The organism is Anaeromicrobium sp. (assembly GCF_025210435.1).
GTDB lineage: Bacteria > Bacillota > Clostridia > Peptostreptococcales > Thermotaleaceae > Anaeromicrobium.
Map to the genome: position 1 here is coordinate 33,326 of NZ_JAOART010000147.1, position 26,016 is coordinate 59,341.

A 26,016-nucleotide genomic window follows, 5' to 3' on the forward strand; every position below is an offset into this window, starting at 1 on the left:
GAAGGGGATAAATATGAAAATCTTTAACTTCTTCAAAAATCTATTAGATAAGAAGAATAATAAAAAGTTAATGAATAGTTTGATCATGATAATAATAATGAGCATAATTGGATTGATAGGATTGGACATTATAGATATAAGTGATAAATCTCAATCAAATATTAAATTAGTCAATGAAAAAAAAATATCTGATAAGGAATATGAGAATCCTAATACATATAATGATACTACGGAGAAGGAACTAGAAGGCATATTGTCACAAATAGTAGGGGTAGGGGATGTTAATGTAATGATAACCTATGAAACTACCTCTGAAGTAATACCAGCCATGAATGTAACTAGTTCTATGGAAGAATCTCAAGAAAAAGATTCACAAGGTGGCATTAGAACAACAAAACAAGAAAACACTTCTAAAAATATTGTTACAAATAACCAACAAAAGAATCTAGTAGTAATAAAAGAAATAAAACCAGAAATAAGAGGAGTAGTGGTAGTAGCCCAGGGAGCAGAAAATATAATTGTTAAGAATTCCATAATAGATGCAGTCAAAACTGTCTTTCAAATACCATCACATAAGGTAATGGTATATGAAAAGAAATAAACCTAAAAGAAAAAAGGAGAGGATTAATATGTTTATAATTAAAAAGAAAAATTTGTTTATTTTTTCCTTGGTCATTCTATTATGTGCAATAAGTTACTTGAATTATTCTATTAATAAATTTTCACTTTTGGAAACTTCTCAAGAACTTGAAGAGTATGAGGAAAACAAATTAGCAAAAAGTAATGTGTTAAATGAAAATGAACAACTTGTTGTAACTAAAGAACCTACTCAAGAGGTGGTTAAAAAAACAGAAAAGAACTTAGCCGTTATAGATAGTACTGAAAGTGAAGTTAAAGATATAATATCAGAAACTAGCAAAACTATTGAAAATGGCATATTATCAAAAGAAAAGGATAATTTTTTTATAGAATCTAGACTAAATATAAATATCGAAAGAGAAAAAATGTTAGAATTACTAAATGAAATAATAAATAACGATAAAACAGATGATAGTAGTAGAAAACTAGCTAATAAAGAAAAAATGAATATAATTAATACTATAAATAAGGAAAAAATAGTAGAAAATTTAGTGAGATCTAAAGGATTTGAAGATGTTGTTGTATTTGTAACAGAACATTCAGTAAATGTAATAGTGCAAACAGAAGAACTGTCAAGTTCTGATATGGCTAAAATATTAGATATTGTCACAAGAGAAACTAAGACTTCTATGGACAATATAAAAATCTCTAATAAATTTTAGATAAGTTTGTAAAAAAAACATGATTTTGGTATACTAAAGATTAGATAAAATTAATATGAATCAGGAGGTTATTTCTGTGAAGGATAATCTAGAAAATATGGACTGTGGTCAGATTAAAATTTCTGATGACGTAGTAGGAATTATTGCTGGACTAGCGGCTACAGAAGTGGAAGGTGTAGCTGGTATGAGTGGTGGAATTGCCGGAGGAATTGCAGAAATACTAGGTAAAAAGAATCTATCAAAGGGTGTAAAAGTAGAAGTAGGAGAAAAGGAAACGGTAATAGATTTATATATAATAGTAGAGTATGGAGCTAAAATTCCAGAGGTATCATGGCAAATCCAAGAGAATGTAAAAAAAGCAATCGAAACTATGACAGGATTAAAAGTATTGGAAGTTAATATTCATGTTCAAGGTGTAAACATGAACCAAAACCAAGAAGCAGAAAAGTAATTTTTCAATTTTTCAAGATAAATTTACCCTCTGATTAATCAGAGGGTAAATTTAAGTTTTTATTCATATATAATATGAAATTTGTGAAACAATAATTATAATACTACAATTATTAGGAGGATTTTATGCAAAGAAAAATGGCAAGAGAGATAGCAATGCAGATAATATTTCAAATGGAGATACACAAGGACTTTTCTGTAACAAGGTTAAACGAATTAATAGATGTGAATATACCAAAAAATGATAAGCAAGAAAAATATGTAAAGAATATTATTTCTAATTTAATAGAACATAAAGAACATGTGGATAAAGTTATTAAATTAAATTTAAAAAGTTGGAAATTCGATAGAATAGCAAAGGTTGATTTAAGTATTCTAAGAATAGCCCTAGTTGAAATTTTATATGATGAAAATATTCCAAATCTAGTAGCTGTTAATGAAGCTGTAGAAATGGGTAAAAAGTTTAGTACAGAGGAATCTGGTAGCTTCATAAATGGTATTTTGGGTAATGTTTTAAAGAGCGACAACTAACATGAGTGAATATGTACTAGGCATAGATACTAGCAACTACACCACATCAATTGCCCTTGTGGATATGGATAGAAACATTATTTTAGATAAAAGGCAACTTTTGAAAGTACCAAAAGGTAAAAGAGGGCTTAGACAATCAGATGCCCTTTTTCAACATATAAATAATATGCCACTTTTATTTAAAGAAATAAGAAACCTACAAATTTGTGATAGAATTAAAGGTGTATGTGTTAGTAGTAAGCCAAGACCTATAAACAAATCATACATGCCAGTTTTCAAGGCGTCCACTTCTTTTGGACAAACTATATCTAATGTGCTAGGTTGTAAATATTTTGAATGTAGTCATCAAGAAAATCATATTAGGGCTGCTCTTCATTCTATTAACGGCCAAGTTGGAAAAAAATTTTTAGCTGTTCATATATCAGGAGGAACAACAGAATTACTTTCAGTTAAAAGAAATTCTAAAATAGGTTATACTATAGATATAATAGGTGGAAGTACAGACATAAGCGTAGGACAATTTATAGACAGAACAGGTGTAAAAATGGGCTTTGATTTTCCAGCAGGCGCCCAATTAGATAAAATTGCATCTAATTCCAATGGGAAAATTACAGAAGAAGTAAAAATATTTACAAAAGGTAGTGAAATTAGTCTTTCAGGACCAGAGACTAAAATTTCCAAATTAATTGAAAAAAAAATTGATAAGGAGTACATAAGTCTTTTGGTCTTTGAATGCATAATCAAAGGTTTAAGCTCTATGATAAATTATGCCACTAAAAACTATAATATAAATGAAGTAATTTTAGTGGGCGGTGTTGCATCTAGTAATTTCATTAAAGCCCATTTATGTAGTAGGATTAAGGACTCAACAAGTATATATTTTGCTAAGGCTTCCCATTGTAGTGACAATGCTATTGGAAGTGCACTTATAGGAGCTGAAGCTGTTTTTCAGGAGGAATAAAAATGGCAAAAATATTAGATGGAAGAAAAATTTCAAAGGAAATAAGATCAAACATAATTGAAAGAGTTAACCGAATGAAAGAACAAAAGGGTATAGTCCCTGGATTGGCTGTTGTAATCGTAGGTGAAGATGAGGCTTCTCATGTATATGTATCAATGAAAGCAAAAGCATGTAAAAGTGTAGGATTTCATTCAGAAGAACATAAACTTCCAGAATCTACAACGCAAGAAGAATTGTTAAAACTTATAGATCGTTTAAATAAGGATGATAAAATTAATGGCATATTAGTTCAATTACCTCTTCCAAAGCATATGGATGAAAACCTTGTAAATTCACATATTTCACCACAAAAGGATGTGGATGGTTTCCATGCAATAAACATGGGAAATTTAACACTAGGAGAAGAATCATATGTGCCTTGTACTCCAAAAGGAATAATAGAACTAATAAAAAGAACTGGCACTAATATGGTTGGGAAAAATGCAGTAGTAGTAGGTAGAAGTAATATAGTAGGAAAACCTGCAGCCTTATTATTATTAAAGGAAAGTTGTACAACTACTATTTGTCACTCTAAAACTAAAAATATGGGACTATTTTTAAAAGAAGCAGATATAGTAGTTGCAGCTGCAGGAGTTCCTAATTTAATTAAGGGACATATGATAAAAGAAGGAGCTATAGTTATTGATGCAGGAACTAGAAAATTAGAAGGCAAACTTGTAGGTGATGTGGAATTTCATAGTGCTAAAGAGGTGGCTTCATGGATTACTCCTGTTCCAGGTGGTGTAGGACCTATGACTATCACTATGCTACTTCAAAATACTTTGGAAGCAACTGAAAAACTATGGAACTTAAAGCTTTAAGCGTTACAGAATTAAATAAATATATAAAAAAACTATTAACTATTGACCCCATACTGAATAATATTTCTTTAAAGGGAGAGATATCTAATTTCAAATTACATTCAAGTGGTCATGCTTATTTCTCAATTAAGGATGAGGAAAGTAAGATAAATTGCATTATGTTTAGGAATAATGTTAATATTTTGAACTTTAAACCTCAAAATGGCATAAAGGTAATTGTTAAAGGCTATGTATCTGTGTATGAGAGGGATGGACAATATCAATTATATGCTCAGAGTATATCATTAGAAGGTTTAGGAGAATTACATAAGAAATTTAAAAAATTAAAGGATTATTTAGAAAAAGAAGGCTTATTTTCTCCTATGCATAAAAAAAATATCCCTAACTTTCCTAAGAAAGTTGGGGTAATAACTTCACCAACTGGTTCAGCAATTAGAGATATTATCTCTGTAATTAGTAGAAGGAACCCTTTAGTGAATGTATATATTTTTCCAAGTTTAGTTCAGGGAGTTAATTCAAGTACATCTATTTGTGATACTATAGAGAAAATAAATAGTACCTATGACAATATGGATGTAATAATTTTAAGTCGCGGTGGAGGTTCTATTGAGGAACTTTGGTCTTTTAATGAAGAAAGTGTAGCAAGGTCCATATTTTTTTCTAAAATCCCTATTATTTCAGGTATTGGCCATGAAACAGATTACACTATAGCTGATTTTGTTTCTGACTTAAGGGCACCAACTCCCTCTGCAGCTGCTGAAATATGTGTAAAGGATTTAAGAGATATTAAAAATTTTATTAAACTAAAATATGAACAAAGTAAAATTTCACTAGAGAAAAATCTTGTGAATATGGAAAATACATTATCAAAATTAAAACCTGTAAATGGGAAAAAAATTGTGGAAAATAAGTTAAATACATATGAAAATAATATTAATAGTATTAAACAGATTATGGATTTTTCTGTACAAAATTATTTGAGTAAGATGGAATTTAAGGTTGAAAATCTAGGTTTAAAGTTGGGAACCTTAAATCCATTTGCTACTGTTAACCGAGGGTATGCTATTGTATCTACTAATTGTAAAACTATTAGTAGCATAGATGAGGTTTCAATAGAAAATAAAATTAAAGTAAATTTAAAAGATGGCCATTTAATATGTACAGTTGAAAATAAACATAAGGAGTCTATTGTAAATGGAAGATTTTGCTCAATTAGCTCTGAGTAATAATGATACCTTTGAAGAAGCTTTATATAAGTTAGAAAGGGTTACAACCCTTTTAGATGAGGGGAATCTATCTTTAAACGATCTTTTAAAGGTATATGAAATGAGCATTAGCTTATATAGATTTTGTAATAATAAAATAGATAATGCAAATCAAAAAATAAAAGTTTTAGCCAAGGATACATTTGTAGATTTTGAAAATTAAGGCTAGCTACGGGGAAATGGAGGGCACAAGTATGGACATCCAAGAGGTTTTAAAGACTAAAATAGAAGTAGTGGAAAAAGCATTAGACAAATATATGCCTAATGAAGGATCTTATGAAAAGGTAATATATGAATCAATGAGATATAGTGTATTTGCAGGTGGTAAAAGATTAAGACCTATATTAATGTTAGCAGCATGTGAATTTGTAGGAGGAAATTATGAAGACGCAATACCATATGCTTGTGCCATGGAAATGATACACTCTTACTCCCTAATTCATGATGATCTACCAGCAATGGATAATGATGATTATAGAAGAGGTAAATTAACAAATCATAAAATCTATGGTGAAGCTATGGCCATATTGGCTGGAGATGGACTTTTAAATTATGCCTATGAATTAATAATAAAAGCTACTTTAGGAGATTTTAATAAAAATAAGTTATTAGCAGCTCAAGAGATTGCATGGGCTTCAGGTTCTTCAGGAATGATAGGTGGCCAAGTTGTGGATCTTCTTGGTGAAGATAAAGAGATTGATAAAAGCACATTAGACTTTATACATAAAAAGAAAACAGGAGCTTTAATACGAGGATCTATACGAGCAGGAGCCATAATAGGAGGAGCGTCTGAAAATCAATTGGAGGATTTAACTAAATACGCTGAAAATATAGGGTTAGGATTCCAAATTACAGATGATATTCTAGATATTATAGGTGATGAAAAAAAATTAGGAAAAAAAGTTGGAAGTGACATAGAAAATAACAAATCTACATATCCTTCATTATATGGAATGGAAGAATCTATAAAAAAAGTAAATTTATTATTTGATGAAAGTATAAACTTACTTAAAAAATATGAAGATAAAGCAGAATTTTTCATTGAATTAGCAAAATATCTTGTAAAAAGGGAATACTAATTGAGGAGGAAAAAATTTGCTCTTTATACATGAATTAATAAATAATGAAATAATATCAGTTACTTTTATTGCTTGGTTTATTGCTCAAATATTAAAAGTTATTTTAACATTAATAATGGATAAGAAATTTGATGTATATAGATTTGTCGGTTCAGGTGGAATGCCTAGTTCACATTCTGCTTTAGTCATGTCTTTGTCTACTGCTGTAGGACTAAAAACAGGTTGGGGTTCTGTTGAATATGCCATAAGTTTAGCTGTGGCCATGGTAGTTATGTATGATGCCTCTGGAGTAAGAAGATCTGTAGGAAAGCAAGCTATGATACTAAATAAAATTATTGCTGATAAACATAATCACAAAAGTTTAAAAGAAATAAGAGAAAAAAGATTAAAAGAACTTATAGGACATACACCTATTGAGGTTTTTGCAGGAGCATTATTGGGTATACTTATAGCAAATATGATAATGTAGTAACTGAATTTTGATTAATTATAAAAAGTTAATAGGTGGTGCAGTATTCTAGTCAGATCATTCATTTCTGAAGGCGGGCCTAAAAATCCGTCAAAGGGCACATCAATGAAGTTCCTGGTGTGTGCTGCTAACGCCCAGTTAGGGGTTAACGCTGGGAGTAAGGAGTAGGGGGCGATCCGCAATGGCATGTGGGCGATGACCCTCCCTCCGTGGAGACTTAACAGAAGATAATTCTATCTGTTAGGATAAACCTATAATTGTGGTATGATAAGTACTACGTATAGAGTAGCCTGCCTTGAGTGGAATATGGTGGATAAATAGATGAAAATATTGTTTTATAGGCCAATAAAATTATACTATTGCTGTTTGAAACCTGTTCTGCAAAAGAGGCTAGGAAATGAGTTGACTGTTGGGGAAAGCTCCTAGACTGTTTGAAAAAGGCGTATTGAAGATTATAGTGTGGACTAAGTGGTAATCTAGTCATGTCATTGGCAACAACACATAAAAAGATTTGAAGGGAAACCACTGATTTGGCGACAAATCAGTATCTTTTTGGGAAATCCAACTAGACCTAAGCCGCAAAATTTATTCATTATGCCACCACCTATTTTTAATACTTATAAAGGTGATAATATATGTCTAAGAATTCTAATAATAAAACAGCTTTATTTAAGAGCATTAAAAAATCTTTGTATAAAAGTCGAAAATGGGTGTTCCTTATAACAATATGGACATTTTTTTTATCCATATTAATTACACTTATATCTGACTTACTTATAAATAAACTCAATATATATATGGCCTTTCTGGTGCTGTTATTCATAATATCAATAGGAATATTGTTTGATTTGATAGGAGTAGCAGTTACATCTGCTAATGAAAAGCCATTTCACTCTATGGCATCAAGAAAAGTGGCAGGTGCAAAGCAGTCGGTTAAACTAATCAGAAATGCCAGTACTGTATCAAATTTTTGTAATGATGTTATTGGAGATATATGTGGTATAGTAAGTGGTATGGCCAGTGCTGTTATTATATTAAAAATAGCTGTACTTATTAAATCTCACTCTATTTCAGAGAGTATATTAAATGTGTTTTTGAGTGGAGTTGTAGCATCCCTTACCGTTGGAGGAAAAGCATTAGGAAAAGAAATTGGAATAAGTCATTCAAAGGAAATTGTATTTGCGGTAGGAAAGTTGTTACACCAGATAAAGAAAAAATTTGGTTTAAATATAATTAAAGATTAATAATTGAAAGAGAGATGAATAGGGTGCAAAACTTTTTAGATAAAGTAAACACACCAAATGCATGTAAAGGCTCTAACTATAATGAATTGGAAGTTTTAGCTGGTGAAATAAGAAATTTTTTAATAGATAAAGTTTCTATTACAGGGGGGCACTTAGCATCAAATTTGGGGGTTGTGGAATTAACACTAGCACTACATAATGTATTTGATACTTCTAAGGACAAAATAGTTTGGGATGTAGGCCACCAAACCTATGTTCATAAGATTTTAACAGGAAGAGGCAACAAGTTCGATACCTTAAGACAATACAAGGGGTTAAGTGGATTTCCAAAACGTTCAGAAAGTATACATGACCATTTCGACACAGGACATAGTAGTACATCAATTTCTGGAGCTTTAGGCATGGCAAAAGCTAGAGACATACAGGAAGAAGACTATTCGGTTGTGGCAGTAATTGGAGATGGTGCATTAACAGGTGGTATGGCCTTTGAAGCTTTGAATCACGCAGGTCATTCTAATACGGAACTGATAGTAATATTAAATGATAATGAAATGTCGATTTCCCCTAATGTGGGTGGCATGTCAAAATATCTCAATAGATTACGTACAGATCCCACATATGTAAAGGCCAAAGATGATATAGAGCAATTATTAAGTAAAATCCCTGCTGTTGGAAAAACCATGGCTCGAACAGCTTCAAGAGCTAAGGGCAGTTTGAAGCATCTCCTTGTACCGGGAGTTTTATTTGAAGAGTTAGGTTTTACATATTTAGGTCCAGTTAATGGACACGATATAAAGGAATTAAAAATTGTTTTAGAAAGGGCTAAAAAAATAAAAGGACCCGTATTAGTTCATACCATAACAAAAAAGGGAAAAGGATACTCTTTTGCAGAAAAAAATCCTGACAAATATCATGGTATAGGTCCTTTTGATATTAACAGTGGAAAGACATTGAAAAAATCTCCTAAGGGAGAAGAATCTTACTCCTCTGTCTTTGGAAAAACCCTTGTAAATATAGGTGATAAAAATAAAAATGTAGTTGCCATAACAGCAGCTATGCCTACAGGAACTGGTCTTTTGGATTTCTCAATAAAATATCCAAAGAGATTTTTTGATGTAGGGATAGCTGAACAACATGCAGTAACTTTCGCAGCAGGATTGGCAACCTGTGGATTGACACCTGTATTTGCCGTATACTCAACATTCTTACAAAGGGCATATGATCAAATAATACATGATGTATGCCTTCAAAATTTACCTGTTGTACTTTGCCTAGACAGAAGTGGTATTGTGGGAAATGATGGTGAAACTCATCATGGAGTATTTGATCTATCATTTTTAACAAGTATTCCCAATCTAACAGTAATGGCTCCAAAGGATGGTAAAGAACTAGAAAATATGCTAAAATATGCTGTGAGCTTAAATAAACCTGTTGCCATTAGGTATCCACGGGGTATTAGTGAAGACTTTTCCTCTATAAGCACTAATTATAATGTGTCTAGTGGTAAATCAGAGGTCTTAGTAGATGGACACCATGTATGTATAATTGCAATTGGAAAAATGGTGAAAGTAGCATATGATGTGGCTATAAAATTATTAGAAGATAATATTAAGTGTAAGGTGATAAATGCAAGATTTGCCAATCCCTTAGACAAAGATACTTTAATAAAAGAATGTAATGGAATTGAAAATGTATTAGTTATAGAAGACAATTTAGTTAAAGGTGGTTTTGGCAATAAGGTATTAGAGTTGTTTAATGAAGAAAATATTGAATGTGACTTAAAACTCTTAGGTTTTCCAGATGAATTTATTGAACATGGAGATACTAAAATTTTAATGGAAGCATATAAACTAGACTCTAATAGTATAGTTCAATATATAAAAGGAGTTTTATAATGAAACAAAAAAATAGATTAGATGTACTTTTAGTTGAAAAGGGTTTTTTTCCATCAAGGGAAAAGGCTAAGAGGTCTATAATGGCTGGATTAGTTTTTGTAGGCAACGAAAAAATAGATAAAGCTGGAACTATAGTAGATAGTACAAAGGAAATTGTGGTAAAGGGCAAGGCAATTCCCTATGTAAGTAGGGGTGGATTAAAACTAGAAAAGGCCATGAAACAATTTCCTATATCTTTAAAGGACAAAGTTGCCATGGACGTAGGAGCATCGACTGGTGGTTTTACGGATTGTATGCTTATGAATGGAGCAAAAAAAGTATATTCTGTAGATGTGGGATATGGACAACTTGATTGGAAATTGAGGCAAGATGATAGGGTAGTAGTAATGGAAAGAACTAATATAAGGTATATTAATAAGGAATTAGTAGATAAACTTGAGTTTGCTTCCATAGATGTATCCTTCATATCTTTGAAATTAGTTTTGCCTGTTGTAAAATCCCTTTTAAAAGAAAATGGTGAAATAGTATGCTTAATAAAACCTCAATTTGAAGCGGGAAGAGAAAAAGTAGGTAAGAAAGGTGTAGTTAGGGATATTAATGTTCATAGAGAAGTAATAGAAAAAATAATATCATTTAGCATCCAGGAAAATTTATCAGTAAAGGGATTAGCCTTTTCTCCAATAAAAGGTCCTGAAGGAAACATTGAATATTTAGCATATTTAAGAAATTGTAAAAATGAGAGCGTTGAGAATCTAGAAGAATTAATTGAAAGTATAGTTAATGAATCTCATAATATCTTAAATAAAAGATAGCCTTTAGGGTTAGGCATATTCAAAAAATAAATTAGTCATTTCACTGGTTATTTGAATTATTTTCTTCGTTATGGAATCGCTTACATATGTTTAATATGCTCGCTCACCATGCATTGAAAATAATCCAAATCCCTCAGAGAACTGACTAGTTTATTTCTTTCATATGCCTTATCTTTTATTTAAGATTAAGTTCTATTCCTAATTATTTATAAAAAGGCCTCTAAAGGGATTATTAAAATGGTGTAGAAATTTAAATATATACTATAAGATGGAAGGACTGAGTAGATGAAATATTCTAGGCATGCAAAAATATTAGAACTAATAGAAATGTATGAAATTGAAACGCAAGAAGAATTATCTGAGTATTTAAAGAAAAATGGCTTTAATGTTACACAGGCTACTGTATCTAGAGATATTAAGGAATTAAGATTAATTAAGGTATTAGCCTTGAATGGAAAATATAAGTATGCCACTATGAAGCTTCAGGAAAGTTCTGCCTCAAACAGATTAGTAAAGATCTTTAAAGACTCCATTTTATCCATTGATAAATCAGGGAATATAGTCGTATTAAAAACCCTTACAGGAGCGGGGCAAGCAGCATGTGCTGCAATAGATGCATTAAATATAAAAGATATAGTAGGTACAATAGCTGGTGATGATACTATATTTATATTAGCTAGAAGTGAAGATTCTGTAGGCGAATTAGTAGAACAGTTTAAGAAATTAATGTACTAAAGATAAAGCGGGGGTATGAGTATGCTTTTGCAACTAATGATTAAGGATTATGTATTAATAGATAAATTAGAAATTAGATTTTGCCATGGTTTAAATATACTTAGTGGTGAAACTGGAGCTGGTAAATCTATTTTAATTGGAGCTATAGGTATGGCTTTAGGAGAAAGAGCAGATAAGTCCATTGTAAGAAATAATGCAGAAAAAGCTACTATTCAATTGATTTTTAGCATAAGTGATGATCAACTAAAGGACAAGCTTTTGAGTAATGATATAGAGTTAATAGATGAAGACATCCTAATAATATCTAGGTCTGTCTATGCAAATGGGAGAAGTACATGTCGTATTAACGACAGAATGGTGACAGTTTCGTATTTAAAAGAACTTTCTAAGTATTTAATAGATGTTTTTAGTCAGCATGCTCATCAATCTTTATTATACCCAGAAAATCATATTGATATGTTAGATGCATATGGTGAAAAGAAAATATCACCTTTAAAAAACGAAGTAAAAGATAAGTATGAGGAATATAAAAATATACAAACTCAACTAACTAAACTGTACGGTGACGACAGAGAAAGAGAAAGAAAAAAAGATTTATTGGAGTTTCAAGTTGATGAAATCATGTCAGCTGACTTAAAAGCTGATGAAGAAGAATCTTTAATAGAAGAATTACATATACTATCTCAATTTGAAAAGATTTCTAATACCATGGGTTATTCATATGAAAGTTTGTACCATGGAAATAATAGGGAAAAGTCTATAGTAGATGAATTAAATACTATAGTAAGTCAAATAAATAGTATAAAGGATATAGATAGTAGAATATTAACTATATATGAGACATTACAAGAAAGTCTATATAATTTAGAAGATATTACTCGTGAAATTAGAGATTACAATGATTCTATGGAATATAACCCTAATAGATTAGAAGAAATTCAAGATAGGTTGAATTTAATAGATAACTTGAAAAGAAAATATGGAGATACAATAGAGGATATATTCATCTATAGGGATAAAATAGAAGAAGAGTTAGAATATATAAATAATAGTGAAGTTTTGAGAAAAGAACTAAAAGAAAATCTAAGTTTAATAGAAAATGATTTAACTGACCTCTCTTTAGAACTAAGTCAGATTAGAAAAAATTTAGCCAATAAGCTTGAAGGAGAATTAGAAACTCAATTAAAAAGTTTAAATATGGAAAATGCAACCTTTAAGGTAGCATTTACAGAACCTTCTTCTGTGGCAAATGTTTTTTCAGCAAAGGGAATAGATAAGATAGAATTTTTAATTTCCACAAATCCAGGAGAGAGTTTAAAACCTCTTTCAAAAATTGCATCTGGTGGAGAAATTTCTAGAATCATGCTAGGATTTAAAACAATATTTGCACATGTTGATAAGGTACCTACTTTAGTATTTGATGAAATAGATACTGGAATAAGTGGAAGAACTGCTGATATTGTAAGTGAAAGACTGGGAATAATATCTAAAAATCACCAAATACTATGCATTACCCATTTACCACAAATTGCAAAAATGGCTGATTATCATTTTTACATAGAAAAAACTTATGGTGAAGATACAACAACTACCAATATAAGAAGACTATCATATAAAGAACAGTTAAATGAAATAGGTAGGTTAATAGGTGGGAATTCCATAACTGACTTAACATTAAAACACGCAGAAGAGCTATTAAATTTAGCTAAATCTTATAAAAAAAGTATAATGTAGAATAAAAAAAGTTCATGATTTTAGCAAACATGGACTTTTTTCTTTGTATAATAATTTATTTTAGTATTATCAACCTAAAATTTATTAATCATTAAAATCTTCCAAATGAAGAGTTTTTTTTTAGAGAATAATAAGGTGAGAAAAAGGCTAAATTAAACATATATCACAAATCTATTGAACACCATTTTAAATGCTTCAAGGGAAAATAGGAGTGATATTACTTGACTAATCATAAAAACAAGCGCTTTTTTTTGCTGTTTTTTATTCTAATAGTCTTTTCCCTATTTGCCTGCTATGATTTAGTTCATGTTTTAACTTTTCCAAACAATGTGAGAGTATTTGAAAATGAAAGACAACCTATTGACGTTAATTTTCCGTTTAAAGTGAGCACCTTACAAGAGGAGAATGAGTTTTTAAAGATACAAAAGACTAATTATGCTTCCACCTATGTAAATCCTCTTAAAAGAGGTAGAACTAATTTAGAATTAAACTTTTTAGGATTAATTCCTATAAAAAAGGTAACTGTAAATATAATACCTAAACTTCAAGTAATTCCTGGTGGTCAATGTATAGGTGTAAAATTAAGTACAAAAGGTGTATTGGTTGTTGGTACTGAAGACATAAAGGGGATTGATGGTAAAAAATACAATCCCTCCCATGAAGCTGGAATTGCAATAGGAGATACAATTTTAGAAATACAGGATGAAAGGGTAAAAGATTCTCAACATGTTATAAGTGTAATAAATGATAATAAAGGAAAATCTTTAAAATTAAAAGTAAAAAGAAAAAATAGAACTTTTAATACTAGTATTACTCCTGTACAAACATATGAAGAAAGAGACTACAAAATAGGTTTATGGGTAAGAGATAAAACTGCAGGTGTGGGAACTTTAACCTTCTACGAACCTAATAGTAAGGTATTTGGTGCACTAGGCCATGCAATAACTGATATTGATACAGGTTTATTATTAACGGTGGAAAAAGGAGAAGTAATAAAATCAAAGGTTGCTTCTATAAAACAAGGTAAGAGAGGGAAACCGGGAGAAATAAAGGGTATATTTTATGATACTACAAGGCCAATTGGAAAGTTAGAATATAACACTAGATTCGGAATATATGGACATTTGTATAAGCCTATGGATGATTCCATATATTCAAAACCTATAGAAGTGGCAGGACAACACGAAATCCAAGTAGGTAAGGCTAGTATATTAACAACTATAGAAAATAATACGGTAAAAGAATATGAAGTGTATATTGAAAAAATAAGTAAGCAAAGAAGTTCTAGTACCAAAGGAATGGTAATAAAAGTAACAGATAAGAGATTGTTAAAAAAAACTGGAGGTATAGTTCAAGGAATGAGTGGTAGTCCTATTATCCAGAATGGGAAACTCATAGGTGCAGTTACCCATGTATTTGTAAATGATCCTACTAAAGGGTATGGTATATTTATTGAATGGATGATAGATAAAGCTCAAATTCAATCATACGAAAGTAAACTAGCAAGAAGAGGATGTCCTTAGGGCATCCTTTTGGCTGTTTATGTTAATTTTACTAAATATATAAGCAATTATATAAAAGTTTGTATTAAAAAAAATAATATTTCTAAAATTAGAAGGAAATCCCTCTCATTTGTCGAATTTCTTTTCCTAGGACTTATTATAAGTCGACTAGTTTACATAGTTAAATGATGGGGGGATAATTAAGTGGATCCAGTGAAAGTTTTAATCGCAGATGATAATAAAGATTTTTGTGATATTTTATGTGAATACTTAGGAAAGCAAGATGACTTAGAGATTATAGGTATTGCTAAAGATGGTTTGGAGGCTATTGATTTAGTCTCAAAGAATCCACCAGACGTTTTAGTATTAGACATAATAATGCCGCATTTAGACGGTTTGGCTGTATTGGAAAAATTAGCAGGTATGAACTTAAGTAAAACGCCTAAAATAATAGTGCTGTCAGCAGTTGGCCAAGACAAAATTACCCAAAGGGCGATTGCTTTAGGAGCAGACTATTATGTTGTAAAGCCATTTGATTTTGAAATTTTTATTAGAAGAATTCGCCAGTTAATGGGGGCTGCTACTATACCTGTTGAAAGAAAATCTGATTATAGAGATTTATTAATAAATACCAATACAAGACCACATAAGGTTCAAAGTTTAGAGGCGGAAATAACTAATATTATACATGAAATTGGTGTTCCTGCTCATATTAAGGGATACCTATACTTAAGGGAAGCAATTTCAATGGTAGTTGAAAATATTGAAATGTTGAGTGCTGTTACAAAAGAATTATATCCTTCTATAGCTAAGAAATTCAACACTACTCCAAGTAGAGTTGAAAGAGCTATAAGACATGCTATTGAAGTGGCATGGAGCAGAGGAAAAATAGATACTATAAATAATCTATTTGGTTACACGGTACACAACGATAAGGGTAAGCCTACTAATAGTGAATTTATAGCCATGGTAGCTGATAAATTAAGAATAGAAAGAACTGCAGTTTAATATTACTTAAGCATGTTTTTATACTAATAAAGTTATTTGGCATGTAACAATAAACACCTTCTATTTATGTGATGAGTTTTCATTTCATAAAGGAGGTGTTTTTCTAATGACTAATAAAACTTCATATATGAAAAATCTAAAGTTATATAGTGTAATATTTTTTTGTTTAAAGAGAAAAATATAAGAAGTATAGAAAGTTTTTTCAAATATTTTTTTAGGAGGAAGAGTACATGGACATTAAAGGTGAACTTTTAGCAGTATATAAAGATGAAACTAGAAGAAAGTTAAAATTTAGAGGTTATGTTGAAAATGAGGGAGATGGCATGAGTGATATAGAAGTTCAAACGCTTTATGATGGAGTAGGAAATTACGTAGAAGTGGATGAAATTAATGGTTTTGAAATATTAAATTATAAACCAAAGTAATAACTTATAGAATAGTAATAATTTCTAAATACAATAAGATTATCTACATAACTATATATGCTAGCCTTTTATAGAATCATTATTTATGTATGGAGAATTGGGCAAAATCCCAATTCTTTTATTTGTTTAATATCCTCTATATCCACCATAACAATTACAGAATATAATTACTAATAGTAAGAAGAAAAATAATAATTCATCTCCACATCCACCGCAGAAACCACATTGCTTATCAGCCATAAAATCGCACCCCCTTTATTAAATATGTAGATTTTATGGTTTATAAATCTAGTATTTGTTTTTTTCTTAATATAAATTATGCAATATAGTATTCATATGTTACTACTTCGAAAAAGCATCTGTTTAAAAGGCAAACATAATTAGTAAAATTTTCATTTTACTAATTATGTTTTTAGTTTTCAGAAGAAAGGATGATTCTTGTAACTTTCCATAATTAATTGTTCTCCTAAATTAGTAATTTTATATATTTTTTTATTATTCTTTTCAGTTTCTTGAATCAAGTGATTTTTATATAATTCATCCATTATTTTTCTTATTTTAGCTTTTTTCCGATTTGAAAACATAAGATGAATTTCTTCAATACATAACTCTCCTTTTATTAGTAGATCCTCTAATATTTTAACAGCAAAAAATTTATCTATAGGTTTAAATTTAGTAAATAAATGGAGAAAAATATCTTCTTGTTTAGGACTCATAAGAAATACCTCACTTTATATAAACTTACTAATTCTTATGAGGAATAAAGATTGTACTATACCATATTTAAATAAGGATATAACCATAGATATTATAGATAATGGAGTTTATAAAGAAATTAAGAACATATCTTTAGATTAAAAATAGGTAGACTTTCGAAAAGTTTACCTATTTAAATTTACTAAGAATTAGTGTATAGTTTAAAACATAAACATTTGTAATATTAAATAAATCATTATATAATATTAACTTATTAGATAGGGGAGATTACTTTGCAAGTAGCTTGGACATATATAAATGAGAATCATCTACTATATAAAGGAGGTTGGACCCTTATAGGGTTAATTGTAACCTTATTACTAATCAGAGTCATTAATCGTGTTTTGTATTCTATTATGGAACATAATAACAAATACTATGTGGCAAAAAAAAGAGTATATTATTTCTTTAGTTCTGTTTTTGTTATATTCTCAGTATTTCTTTGGTTAGATTCTATGGATAGTCTAACTACCTATTTTGGTCTTGTGTCAGCAGGTATAGCTATAGCACTAAAAGATTTGTTTGCAAATATTGTAGCATGGCTCTTTATTATACTTAGAAAACCCTTTGAGGTTAGTGATAGAATCCTAATTAATAACCAACAAGGAGATGTGATAGATATACGTATGTTTCAATTTACTTTAATGGAAATATCATCCTATGAGGATGGAGAACAAAGTACAGGACGTATTATAAATGTTCCTAATTACTATATATTTGTAAATTCACTGATTAACTATAATAAAGGATTTAAATATATTTGGAATGAAATAAAGGTACTCATTACTTTTGAAAGTGATTGGCAAAAGGCTAAAGACATATTAACTAATATTATTAACAATCATTCTCTACATTTGTCTGAAGAAGCATCTAAAATGATTCAACATGCACAAAAAACATATTTGATTCACTATAATAAATTAACACCAATTGTATATATGGATGTAAAAGAAAGTGGAATTCAATTAACTATACGTTATCTTTGTATACCGCGGCAAAGACGTACTACGGTAAATGACATATGGCAAGATATACTACAAAGATTTGACAAGGAAGAGAACATTAAATTAGCTTACCCAACAATAAGGGTTACTCCTAATTAATAGCTTTTTTCTATGTTCTGAAATATAGTGAAAATAAATAAAATTTCTATTCGTGATAAAATGGTATATTAACTTATAGAAGTATCTCTACATAAATAAAGGACATGAATTCATGTCCTTATTAGTTTTATACATGTCATTACGTTGTGAAAGTTTAATTATAAAAAATAATTCTCTTGAAAATAAAATGAATTCCATGAGATAATTATTAAGAATAATATTAAGTATAAAAGGAGTTGTAATTTATGTTACTAAAAAATAAATCTTACTTATTAGAGGTGGAAGTTAAACGACTTAATAAATAAGTGTGTTTAACTAATATTAGTATAACCCTTATTTATTAAGTCGTTTCTCACAATAAGACTTATAAATATGGGAGGATTTAAAAGGTGAGTTATAAAAATGGAAAAGATATTTTACCGAAAAGTTTATTAATAGAAATTCAAAAATATGTAGATGGTGAATTGATATATATTCCTAAGAATGAAGGAACCAGAGTGCCCTGGGGACAAGTTAATGGTACTAGAGAATTTATGGAAAAAAGAAACAAGGATATTTGCCATAAATATAAAGAAGGTCATTCCATTGATACTATTATGGAAATCTATAATTTATCAGAATCTAGTATTAGAAAAATAATATTAAAATCAAATAAGGGTATGAGGTAAATGGTTATGAATATAAATACATTAGAAAAATTAGGGTATACTCAATTAAAAGAAGAACTTAAAAATTTCTGCATAAGTGGTTTAGGTAAAAATTTGATAGATAATCTAAAACCCCTTACTAATATGGTGGGAGTTAAAAAAAGATTAAACGAAACAAGTGAGGCGAAGAATTTATTAAATAACGTTAATCATGTACCCTTTGATGGGATACATGATATAACATTCCTAATGGATAAGATACAGAAGGGAAGTATTTTAGACCCTGGTGAACTTATTAATATATCTGATTTTTTAAGAGGAAGTAGAAGATTAAAAAAGTTCATGATAGAGCAAGCCTTTTATGCACCCACATTAAGTGAATATGCTCTAGCTCTTAGTTCACTTAATTTTATTGAAGATGAAATTAATAACTCTATTAAAAATAACAAAGTTGATTCTAACGCCTCTAAGGAATTATTTAAAATAAGAAAAAAAATCTCTAATACAGAAGAAAATATACAGCAAAGATTAAGTAAAATTCTTTTATCCAACAAATATAAAAAATATATACAAGATTTTCACGTAGTAAAACGAAATGATAGGTATACTATTCCTGTAAAATCATCTTATAAGAATAAGATTGATGGAACAGTACTAGATGTTTCTTCAAAGGGAACTACAGTTTTTATAGAACCCTCTAGTATTTGTAAATACAACGAAGAACTTACAAGTTTAAAATACAAAGAGAAGGGTGAAGAATATCAAATACTTGCTTATTTAACAGGTATGCTATATGAAGAAATACAATCTCTTAGTATTAACATAGAATTAATTAGTCAATACGACATGATTTTTGCTAAAGGGAAATATAGTAATTATATAAATGGAGTAGAGCCTAATATTAATTTTCATGGATATATCAATATAATAGAGGGAAGACACCCTCTTTTAAAGGAAGAATGTATACCTCTTGATTTTCATATTGGAAATGATTATAGAACACTAGTAATTACAGGTCCAAATGCAGGAGGTAAGACTGTAGCCTTAAAAACTATAGGACTTTTGACTTTAGCTGCTCAATCTGGATTACACATAAGTGCATCTGAAGGAAGTAGTTTATCTATATTTGATAATATATTTGTAGATATAGGCGATAATCAAAGTATAGAAAATTCCCTTAGTACCTTTTCATCCCATATGAAAAACATCGCACAAATTGTGTATAAAGCTAATAATAGCTCTTTGGTATTGTTTGATGAAATTGGTACAGGGACAGAGCCTAACGAGGGAGCTGGACTTGCCATTGCCATACTAGAGGAATTATATCATATGGGAGCTATAACTATTGCCACTACCCATTATTCTAATATAAAGGATTATGCTCATAATCACCCAGAATTTCAAAATGCTTATATGAAGTTTAATCCAAAAACTTTAGATCCGTTATATGAAATGGTTATTGGTAAAGCTGGAGATAGTAATGCTCTTTGGATATCAAAGAGAATGGGTTTAAAGGAAAAAATATTAAATAAAGCAAGGACATATATAGATACTAAAGAATATAACTATAACATTGTAGATTCAAGAAAAATACGAAAAGAACAAAAAGATCCTATATGTAGAACAGATGAAACCATATATGATTTTAGAGTAGGAGACAAGGTTCTATTATTAGATACTAATGAAAAAGCCATAGTCTATAAGGAAAAAGATAAAAACTATAATATAGAAGTAATGGTAGATAATAAGTTTAAAAGTATAAACATTAAAAGAATAAATATCCTAATAAAAAGAGAAAATCTTTACCCAAAAGGATATGATATAAATTCATTATTTACTTCCTATGAATGTAGAAAGCTTGAAAAAGACATTAAAAGAGGTTCAAAGAAAGTTTTAAAGAAAATACAAAGGAGCATGAAAAATAGAGACCTATAACTATAGGTCTCTATTTTTGCAGAACATACGTTCGAACCGCTAAAAAAGGGCACTCAATCTCATTCTGATTGAAAAATAAAGTTTGAAATTAAGCCATGTATGATTAAATACAGTCTAAGTGCTAATTTTACGCCTTGAGAACATACGTTCTGTTGCTGCACAATAAGATACTATATAATTTCCTTTTATGTGGTTATCTTTGCTAATTTTAAGAAAGAGGTTTCTCCAGATATAAGCTCTATTATATACTAATTAATAGAATTTATAGTATAGGCGAAATTCCATTTACATAAATCATTTATGGTAAACTAATAAAAATTTGTTTAAAAAAGCGCATTTTTACCTTACAATATAAATATAGACAGATTGGAGGTATTAAATATATATTATGGAAAGCATATACATAATAAACGACTTTTTACATAGACTTAAAAATCCCAAAAGCAAAAAGGATTATAAGAGGGATATAATATGTTTCTTAGATTTTGTACAAAAGGATAACTTTGAACATATAACCCTTCAGGATTGTAAAGATTACATAGACTATGTAATCACTTTAGTAAATGAAAATAAATTAGCTTTAACCACTGCTGAAAAATTTTATAGTCAATTATATAGTTTTTTTAACTATTTAGTACAGAGAGAATACATAGACTATAATCACTTTAAAAATATAAGAAAAATCAAAGCCACTAGAAAAATATCTAAGGATAGGATCATTAGCTGGGAAGATTTAGATAAACTAATTACAGTGCTGAGAGGATATAACCCAAGAGACTATGCCATATCTCTTTTGATTTTCACATCAGGGTTGACTTTAAAAGAAGCGGTAGAATTAAAATGGAACCAATTTGTTTTAGATTCTAGGAACAATGTAGGGATTAAATTTAGTACACCTAAAGGGGATAGATTTGTAAAAGTAAAAAATGACGTTTGGCAACTTTTATTAGACTATAAATCCAATCTAGATTATGCCATTTCCAAAGATTCCTATGTATTCCTAAACAAAAAAGGAAGTAAAATATCAGATAGATGGATTAGAATTATCTTAGAAAAAGCCTGCAAAGATGCTGGCCTGTCAAGGACCTATTCACCAAGGGATTTAAGACACGCTCTAGCTGCCCATGCTTTAAAACGAGGTGCTTCATCTGAGCAAGTGAAAGATCAACTAGGATGGAGTAATTCATCTTTAGCAGAAAGATATTTATATACTATCCAAGAGCTAGATAACAACGCCATAGATTTTATAAATTTTAAATTAAAGTAAGCAAAGAACAAGCCTATATTTTTGATTATAAGGCTTGTTTTTTTATGCCTTAGTACAATTGATCTTAAAGACATGTTTTTTCATTATATGACATTGTAAGATCAATTAACACCAAGAGGTGGTTATAATAATATTATGGTAAACTATCTTTGGTTTTGCCATAGAAAAAACTAAGACTAGAACATTTCTTTTAAGGTACTTCTAAGAAAATTAAAACGAATCTCTAAAATAAGTTTTAAGAGGATTTTAATTATATTAGGCCCTATAAGTCGACGGCATACCAAAAAACTCCTTAAAAGAACTATATAAAAAATCCATATATAGACCCTTTCCAAATGTAACACTTTATACAAAGTGTTACATTGGCATTTCCCTTATATGCATTGAAATTTCAATACTTCGACATGTGTCGAAATAACTAATGTAACATAATTCATTGCATTGTAACATTAAATGTAATATAATTTTAATGTGGAGTTGTGTGAAAAAAGGGGGAATTTAAGGGTGAAATTTGTACAGCCTATAAGGGATAAACATAAGATTGAAGAGATGAAAAACGAGCTCTTGAAAAGTGGTTATAAAAATTATTTATTATTTGTGGCTGGAATAAATACAGGACTTAGAATTAGTGACTTGTTAAGATTAAGAGTTTACCATATACGTGATAGAAATCATATTATAATAATCGAGAAGAAGACAGGCAAGGAAAAAAGGTTTTTAATTAATAGCCAACTTCGAAAGGATTTCGAAAAATACATAGGAAACATGAGTGATGATACTTATCTATTCAAAAGTAGAAAAGGAAAGAATAATCCTATTTCAAGAATTCAAGCTTATAGAATTTTAAATAATGCAGCAAGTATCATAGGTCTTTCAGAAATAGGCACTCATACTTTAAGAAAAACTTTTGGATATTGGCATTATCAAATTTATAAAGACATAGCCATACTTCAAGATATTTTTAATCACTCATCTCCAAGCATAACTTTGAGGTATATAGGCATAACTCAAGATCTGAAAGATAAGACTATAGAAGATTTTTATCTTTAGTTTACATAATGTTTTTATAAGTGACTTTTGTGTTTTTAGATAAAACTCTTCAGAAAACAAGGCTATAATTCCATATATAAGCCTTGTTTTTTTGCTTTTAAATCAATAGCTTTGTGAAGATACATTTCTTTTTAGATAGAACTCTAATCCTTATGAGAGTACTAAGTTTCCATATTTATATTATGGTAAACTTAATATATTTCAATTTATAATGTAAATGCCTATTTGCACGTACAAGAACATCCGTTCTGAGTTTATATATGACTGATTTTTCTAATACAAAGTTAAAGCTCTCTAATGATGCTTAAACAAATAGATATATCCACCATATAAATAAGGTAAGAGTACTATTTCAGAGACTCCAGAACATGTGTTCCTAATTAGAATTATATTGATTTACCCATAAGAAAGATAGGGCGTATAAAATGAATTTATATAAAATATAAATACTCATTGTTATGTAAGTCCATTCTACATGTTGATAGACTTTTCAGCATTATCAATTCTAAATTTTCATTGACAAATATAAAATACCTTTTATTTAGATCTATATGAAAAAGCATACCAATTATATCATTTATGAGTTTACCATAATTATATTATGTATGGTAGAATAGTTTCTTAAAAGATGTGAAATAGTATTAAAATAGAAATGTAAATATATATAAATGCGGAAAATTTTCATTGAGATATTGAATATAATTCAAAAACAAAAAATATTAAAAGATTGATAATTACTGGGTAAAAATTTAAAATTGAGCTAAATAAAATTATTCAATAAAATGATAAAAAAATTATTTAATGATACAAAATACATTTTTGATATCAATTAGGAATTATATAAAATCACAAGGAATCGGAGAAAAGATAGGGGTTTTTAGAATATATAATTCAAATCTAACTATTCTTTAAATGTATATTTAAGGAATAGTTAGATTTGAATTATATACTAAATATATTAAAGCTTATTCTTTTTACCTTACAGGTATAAATTTCCTTGAAAACTAAATATTTATAAATCTTTATAGTAATTTATTTTTGTATACTATGATTTACATATTTTTTGAATCCATATAATTTTATCTATTTAACTTCAATTATGAAATTTGTAATTTTTATAATGATTTTACATATTTTTTACCATTCTCAAACAGCAACCATTCGATAATTATGCTTAATCTCTCCTCCTATCTTTGATACATATCCATTAAATGCCTTCTTTAACTTATATAGACCTATACGGTCAATCGCCTTTTCTATTCCACATAATATCATTATGGTAAACCATTATATATCTATAAAAAAAGCATGCCATCTCAGGCACGCTCCTATTCTAATTCAATTCCCACATATTTTCTATTTTCATAAACTTTTCTTTTTATTCTAATACTCTTTTCTATAAGCACAGAATAATCCTTCTTCATATGTTGGAATACTTTTCTTGTAGTATCATAAAAGATTTGTGATTTCCTTTGTAAATCTAACAGCCAAGCTCCTTCATAGTAATCATATTCAGGTATCTCTACTGGATTATTATGTATTAGTACGTAGTTTTTAATTTTCCTATACATTTCCTTATTGTGGATTTGTAATTGGCCGTTTAATGTTATATCCGATAAATGTAGACACCATGCTTTATTATTACTACATTGATCGATTATAAGTCTTATCTCTTCCTCTAACTCATTAAGTTCAAATTCCAATTCTTCCGACATTTCATCAGCCATTTTTCTGAATCTTTTATAAGATATTATCCCTTCTTTATCTTCTCCCACCATATTTAGTAAATAATAGCTTAAACTTCTAAGTTTATCATTAAAATCATGAAATGTTAGGGTAGGTATTTTTACATGCTTATCTTTCTCTAGTCCATAATCCTTTATCTTTTTATCTAACTCTCTTAAGTAAACTTTATAACGATCTAATTCTATTTGAGTAGTTATTATAAGATATCTAAGGTACAAAATAAAATCTTCCTTTGTTTTAAAGTCAAATACATTATAGTTAAATATCTCTTGAACGTCTTCGTTTATTTGTCCCATACTATTACTTCACCCTTTTCTTAAAATGTCCTGATATATACCAATCTACACTTAATAGATCATCCTCTGTTATATATCTTAATTGTCTTTCCATCTTCTCTAATACGGCATTTCTATTATAACCCAATTCTTCTACAATTTCACCTATTTTCACATAACGTTTTATTGTTTCTTCCATCTTTTCCCTAGGAATTTTTTCATCCACATGGGATTCTACAAAATATTCTGCATCATAAGAAAGTATTTTTTCTCCTAATTTTCGTACACCTTCTACCGTCCAACTCCATTCTCCATTATAAATATCCACAAATAAGCTATCACCTATAAAAAGTATTTTTTCCTTCGTTGAATATACAAAAACTGAATCTGAAGAATGTTCTCCTCCCACATGTTCTAAAGTACATATATGGTTTCCAATATCTATACTTATGGATTTTTCAAAAATCACTTCTGGAACCTTTAATTCTATATTTCTATCATCTTTAAACTCTGCTTTTATTTTTTCACTACAAAACTCTATTTCTTCCCCCATGGCTACTCTTTCATCTAAAGCTTCATCTGACCAATCAAGCTCCATCATGTCTTTTATCTTATTTGCCGTATATTTATGGCAAAAGGTTAATGTATCCATCTCTTTAATTCCAAACACATGATCCCAGTGCCAGTGGGTTATGGCTAAAAGTCTTTTTTTATATATTCCTAAATTATCTAATTCACATAAGAACGACTTTGCATGATTTGTTGAATTTCCTCCATCAACTATTAAAACCTTATCCCTGCCTATTATGGCTGCCAATATTGGTCTATCTGTTTCTTCCAAAGGAGGCATGTAGTATATGTTATTACTAAATTTTTTAAGCATGATTTCCCCTCCAACAAAATATAAGGACATATTTAAATATGCCCTTATGTTATCATAATTTATATAGTTTTAAAAGGATTGAT

26 protein-coding genes are annotated in these 26,016 nt (G+C 29.2%); 23 read left to right on the forward strand and 3 right to left on the reverse strand.

The genetic code is table 11. The features are described 5' to 3' along the window. Positions 1 to 13: 13 nt before the first annotated feature. The 18 genes from N4A57_RS18105 (at position 14) to N4A57_RS18190 (ending at position 16,271) form a co-directional block, all read left to right on the forward strand. Positions 14 to 601: a stage III sporulation protein AG gene (locus N4A57_RS18105; protein WP_293659505.1), complete on the forward strand. Its 588-nt coding sequence runs from the start codon at positions 14 to 16 to the stop codon at positions 599 to 601. Positions 602 to 629: 28 nt separating this feature from the next. After that, entirely contained in the window at positions 630 to 1,301 is a 672-nt protein-coding gene (locus tag N4A57_RS18110; protein ID WP_293659506.1) for a SpoIIIAH-like family protein, read from the forward strand. Positions 1,302 to 1,377: 76 nt separating this feature from the next. Continuing rightward, positions 1,378 to 1,752, forward strand: coding sequence for an Asp23/Gls24 family envelope stress response protein (locus tag N4A57_RS18115; protein ID WP_330671555.1), 375 nt, complete (start codon positions 1,378 to 1,380; stop codon positions 1,750 to 1,752). A gap of 125 nt (positions 1,753 to 1,877) precedes the next feature. Continuing rightward, positions 1,878 to 2,282, forward strand: coding sequence for a transcription antitermination factor NusB (nusB, locus tag N4A57_RS18120; protein WP_293659508.1), 405 nt, complete (start codon positions 1,878 to 1,880; stop codon positions 2,280 to 2,282). A gap of 1 nt (position 2,283) precedes the next feature. Continuing rightward, entirely contained in the window at positions 2,284 to 3,243 is a 960-nt protein-coding gene (locus N4A57_RS18125) for a Kae1-like domain-containing protein (protein WP_293659509.1), read from the forward strand. Between the two features lie 2 nt (positions 3,244 to 3,245). Next, positions 3,246 to 4,103, forward strand: a complete 858-nt coding sequence (gene folD / locus N4A57_RS18130) for a bifunctional methylenetetrahydrofolate dehydrogenase/methenyltetrahydrofolate cyclohydrolase FolD (protein ID WP_293659510.1) — start codon at positions 3,246 to 3,248, stop codon at positions 4,101 to 4,103. Continuing rightward, positions 4,085 to 5,329 carry an exodeoxyribonuclease VII large subunit gene (xseA, locus tag N4A57_RS18135; protein ID WP_293659511.1) on the forward strand — a complete coding sequence of 415 codons (1,245 nt, stop codon included), beginning with the start codon at positions 4,085 to 4,087 and terminating at the stop codon, positions 5,327 to 5,329. The genes folD and xseA overlap by 19 nt, the downstream gene beginning before the upstream one ends. After that, on the forward strand, positions 5,298 to 5,531 hold the full coding sequence (gene xseB / locus N4A57_RS18140) for an exodeoxyribonuclease VII small subunit (protein ID WP_293659512.1): 234 nt from the start codon (positions 5,298 to 5,300) through the stop codon (positions 5,529 to 5,531). Before xseA ends, xseB begins: the two co-directional genes overlap by 32 nt. A 31-nt stretch (positions 5,532 to 5,562) precedes the next feature. Next, a complete protein-coding gene (locus N4A57_RS18145) occupies positions 5,563 to 6,447 on the forward strand; it encodes a polyprenyl synthetase family protein (protein ID WP_293659513.1) in 885 nt (294 codons plus the stop codon). Between the two features lie 16 nt (positions 6,448 to 6,463). Further along, positions 6,464 to 6,916 carry a divergent PAP2 family protein gene (locus N4A57_RS18150; RefSeq protein WP_293659514.1) on the forward strand — a complete coding sequence of 151 codons (453 nt, stop codon included), beginning with the start codon at positions 6,464 to 6,466 and terminating at the stop codon, positions 6,914 to 6,916. Between the two features lie 635 nt (positions 6,917 to 7,551). Further along, on the forward strand, positions 7,552 to 8,160 hold the full coding sequence (locus N4A57_RS18155) for a hypothetical protein (protein WP_293659515.1): 609 nt from the start codon (positions 7,552 to 7,554) through the stop codon (positions 8,158 to 8,160). 14 nt (positions 8,161 to 8,174) lie between these two features. Further along, positions 8,175 to 10,055, forward strand: coding sequence for a 1-deoxy-D-xylulose-5-phosphate synthase (gene dxs / locus N4A57_RS18160; protein ID WP_293659516.1), 1,881 nt, complete (start codon positions 8,175 to 8,177; stop codon positions 10,053 to 10,055). Next, entirely contained in the window at positions 10,055 to 10,867 is an 813-nt protein-coding gene (locus N4A57_RS18165; RefSeq protein WP_293659517.1) for a TlyA family RNA methyltransferase, read from the forward strand. The genes dxs and N4A57_RS18165 overlap by 1 nt, the downstream gene beginning before the upstream one ends. Positions 10,868 to 11,152: 285 nt before the next feature. Next, entirely contained in the window at positions 11,153 to 11,602 is a 450-nt protein-coding gene (locus tag N4A57_RS18170) for an arginine repressor (protein ID WP_293659518.1), read from the forward strand. A gap of 21 nt (positions 11,603 to 11,623) precedes the next feature. Continuing rightward, positions 11,624 to 13,336: a DNA repair protein RecN gene (gene recN, locus N4A57_RS18175; protein ID WP_293659519.1), complete on the forward strand. Its 1,713-nt coding sequence runs from the start codon at positions 11,624 to 11,626 to the stop codon at positions 13,334 to 13,336. A 221-nt stretch (positions 13,337 to 13,557) separates the two neighbouring features. After that, positions 13,558 to 14,859: a SpoIVB peptidase gene (gene spoIVB / locus N4A57_RS18180; RefSeq protein ID WP_293659520.1), complete on the forward strand. Its 1,302-nt coding sequence runs from the start codon at positions 13,558 to 13,560 to the stop codon at positions 14,857 to 14,859. Positions 14,860 to 15,042: 183 nt separating this feature from the next. Further along, complete coding sequence (gene spo0A / locus N4A57_RS18185; protein WP_293659521.1) at positions 15,043 to 15,846, forward strand: sporulation transcription factor Spo0A; 804 nt, start codon at positions 15,043 to 15,045, stop codon at positions 15,844 to 15,846. Between the two features lie 230 nt (positions 15,847 to 16,076). Continuing rightward, a complete protein-coding gene (locus N4A57_RS18190; protein WP_293659523.1) occupies positions 16,077 to 16,271 on the forward strand; it encodes a hypothetical protein in 195 nt (64 codons plus the stop codon). Between the two features lie 419 nt (positions 16,272 to 16,690). Here the strand turns inward: N4A57_RS18190 and N4A57_RS18195 are convergent, their stop codons facing one another. After that, positions 16,691 to 16,987: a hypothetical protein gene (locus tag N4A57_RS18195; protein WP_293659525.1), complete on the reverse strand. Its 297-nt coding sequence runs from the start codon at positions 16,985 to 16,987 to the stop codon at positions 16,691 to 16,693. A gap of 273 nt (positions 16,988 to 17,260) precedes the next feature. On the opposite strand from N4A57_RS18195, the gene N4A57_RS18200 reads away from it, so the two are divergent. From N4A57_RS18200 to N4A57_RS18220, 5 genes are all read left to right on the forward strand, one after another. After that, a complete protein-coding gene (locus N4A57_RS18200) occupies positions 17,261 to 18,130 on the forward strand; it encodes a mechanosensitive ion channel family protein (protein ID WP_293659526.1) in 870 nt (289 codons plus the stop codon). A gap of 389 nt (positions 18,131 to 18,519) precedes the next feature. Then, a complete protein-coding gene (locus N4A57_RS18205) occupies positions 18,520 to 18,798 on the forward strand; it encodes a CD3324 family protein (RefSeq protein WP_293659527.1) in 279 nt (92 codons plus the stop codon). A 6-nt stretch (positions 18,799 to 18,804) separates the two neighbouring features. Continuing rightward, positions 18,805 to 20,712, forward strand: a complete 1,908-nt coding sequence (locus N4A57_RS18210; protein ID WP_293659528.1) for an endonuclease MutS2 — start codon at positions 18,805 to 18,807, stop codon at positions 20,710 to 20,712. A gap of 388 nt (positions 20,713 to 21,100) precedes the next feature. Next, positions 21,101 to 21,979: a tyrosine-type recombinase/integrase gene (locus N4A57_RS18215; protein ID WP_293659529.1), complete on the forward strand. Its 879-nt coding sequence runs from the start codon at positions 21,101 to 21,103 to the stop codon at positions 21,977 to 21,979. Positions 21,980 to 22,483: 504 nt separating this feature from the next. Further along, positions 22,484 to 23,029: a site-specific integrase gene (locus N4A57_RS18220; protein WP_293659531.1), complete on the forward strand. Its 546-nt coding sequence runs from the start codon at positions 22,484 to 22,486 to the stop codon at positions 23,027 to 23,029. 1,328 nt (positions 23,030 to 24,357) lie between these two features. Here the strand turns inward: N4A57_RS18220 and N4A57_RS18225 are convergent. Both N4A57_RS18225 and N4A57_RS18230 read right to left on the reverse strand, forming a co-directional pair. Beyond that, positions 24,358 to 25,071, reverse strand: a complete 714-nt coding sequence (locus tag N4A57_RS18225; RefSeq protein WP_293659532.1) for a hypothetical protein — start codon at positions 25,069 to 25,071, stop codon at positions 24,358 to 24,360. Positions 25,072 to 25,075: 4 nt separating this feature from the next. Continuing rightward, positions 25,076 to 25,933 (reverse strand): MBL fold metallo-hydrolase, encoded by an 858-nt coding sequence (locus tag N4A57_RS18230; protein ID WP_293659533.1) that lies wholly within the window; start codon positions 25,931 to 25,933, stop codon positions 25,076 to 25,078. Between the last annotated feature and the right edge of the window lie 83 nt (positions 25,934 to 26,016).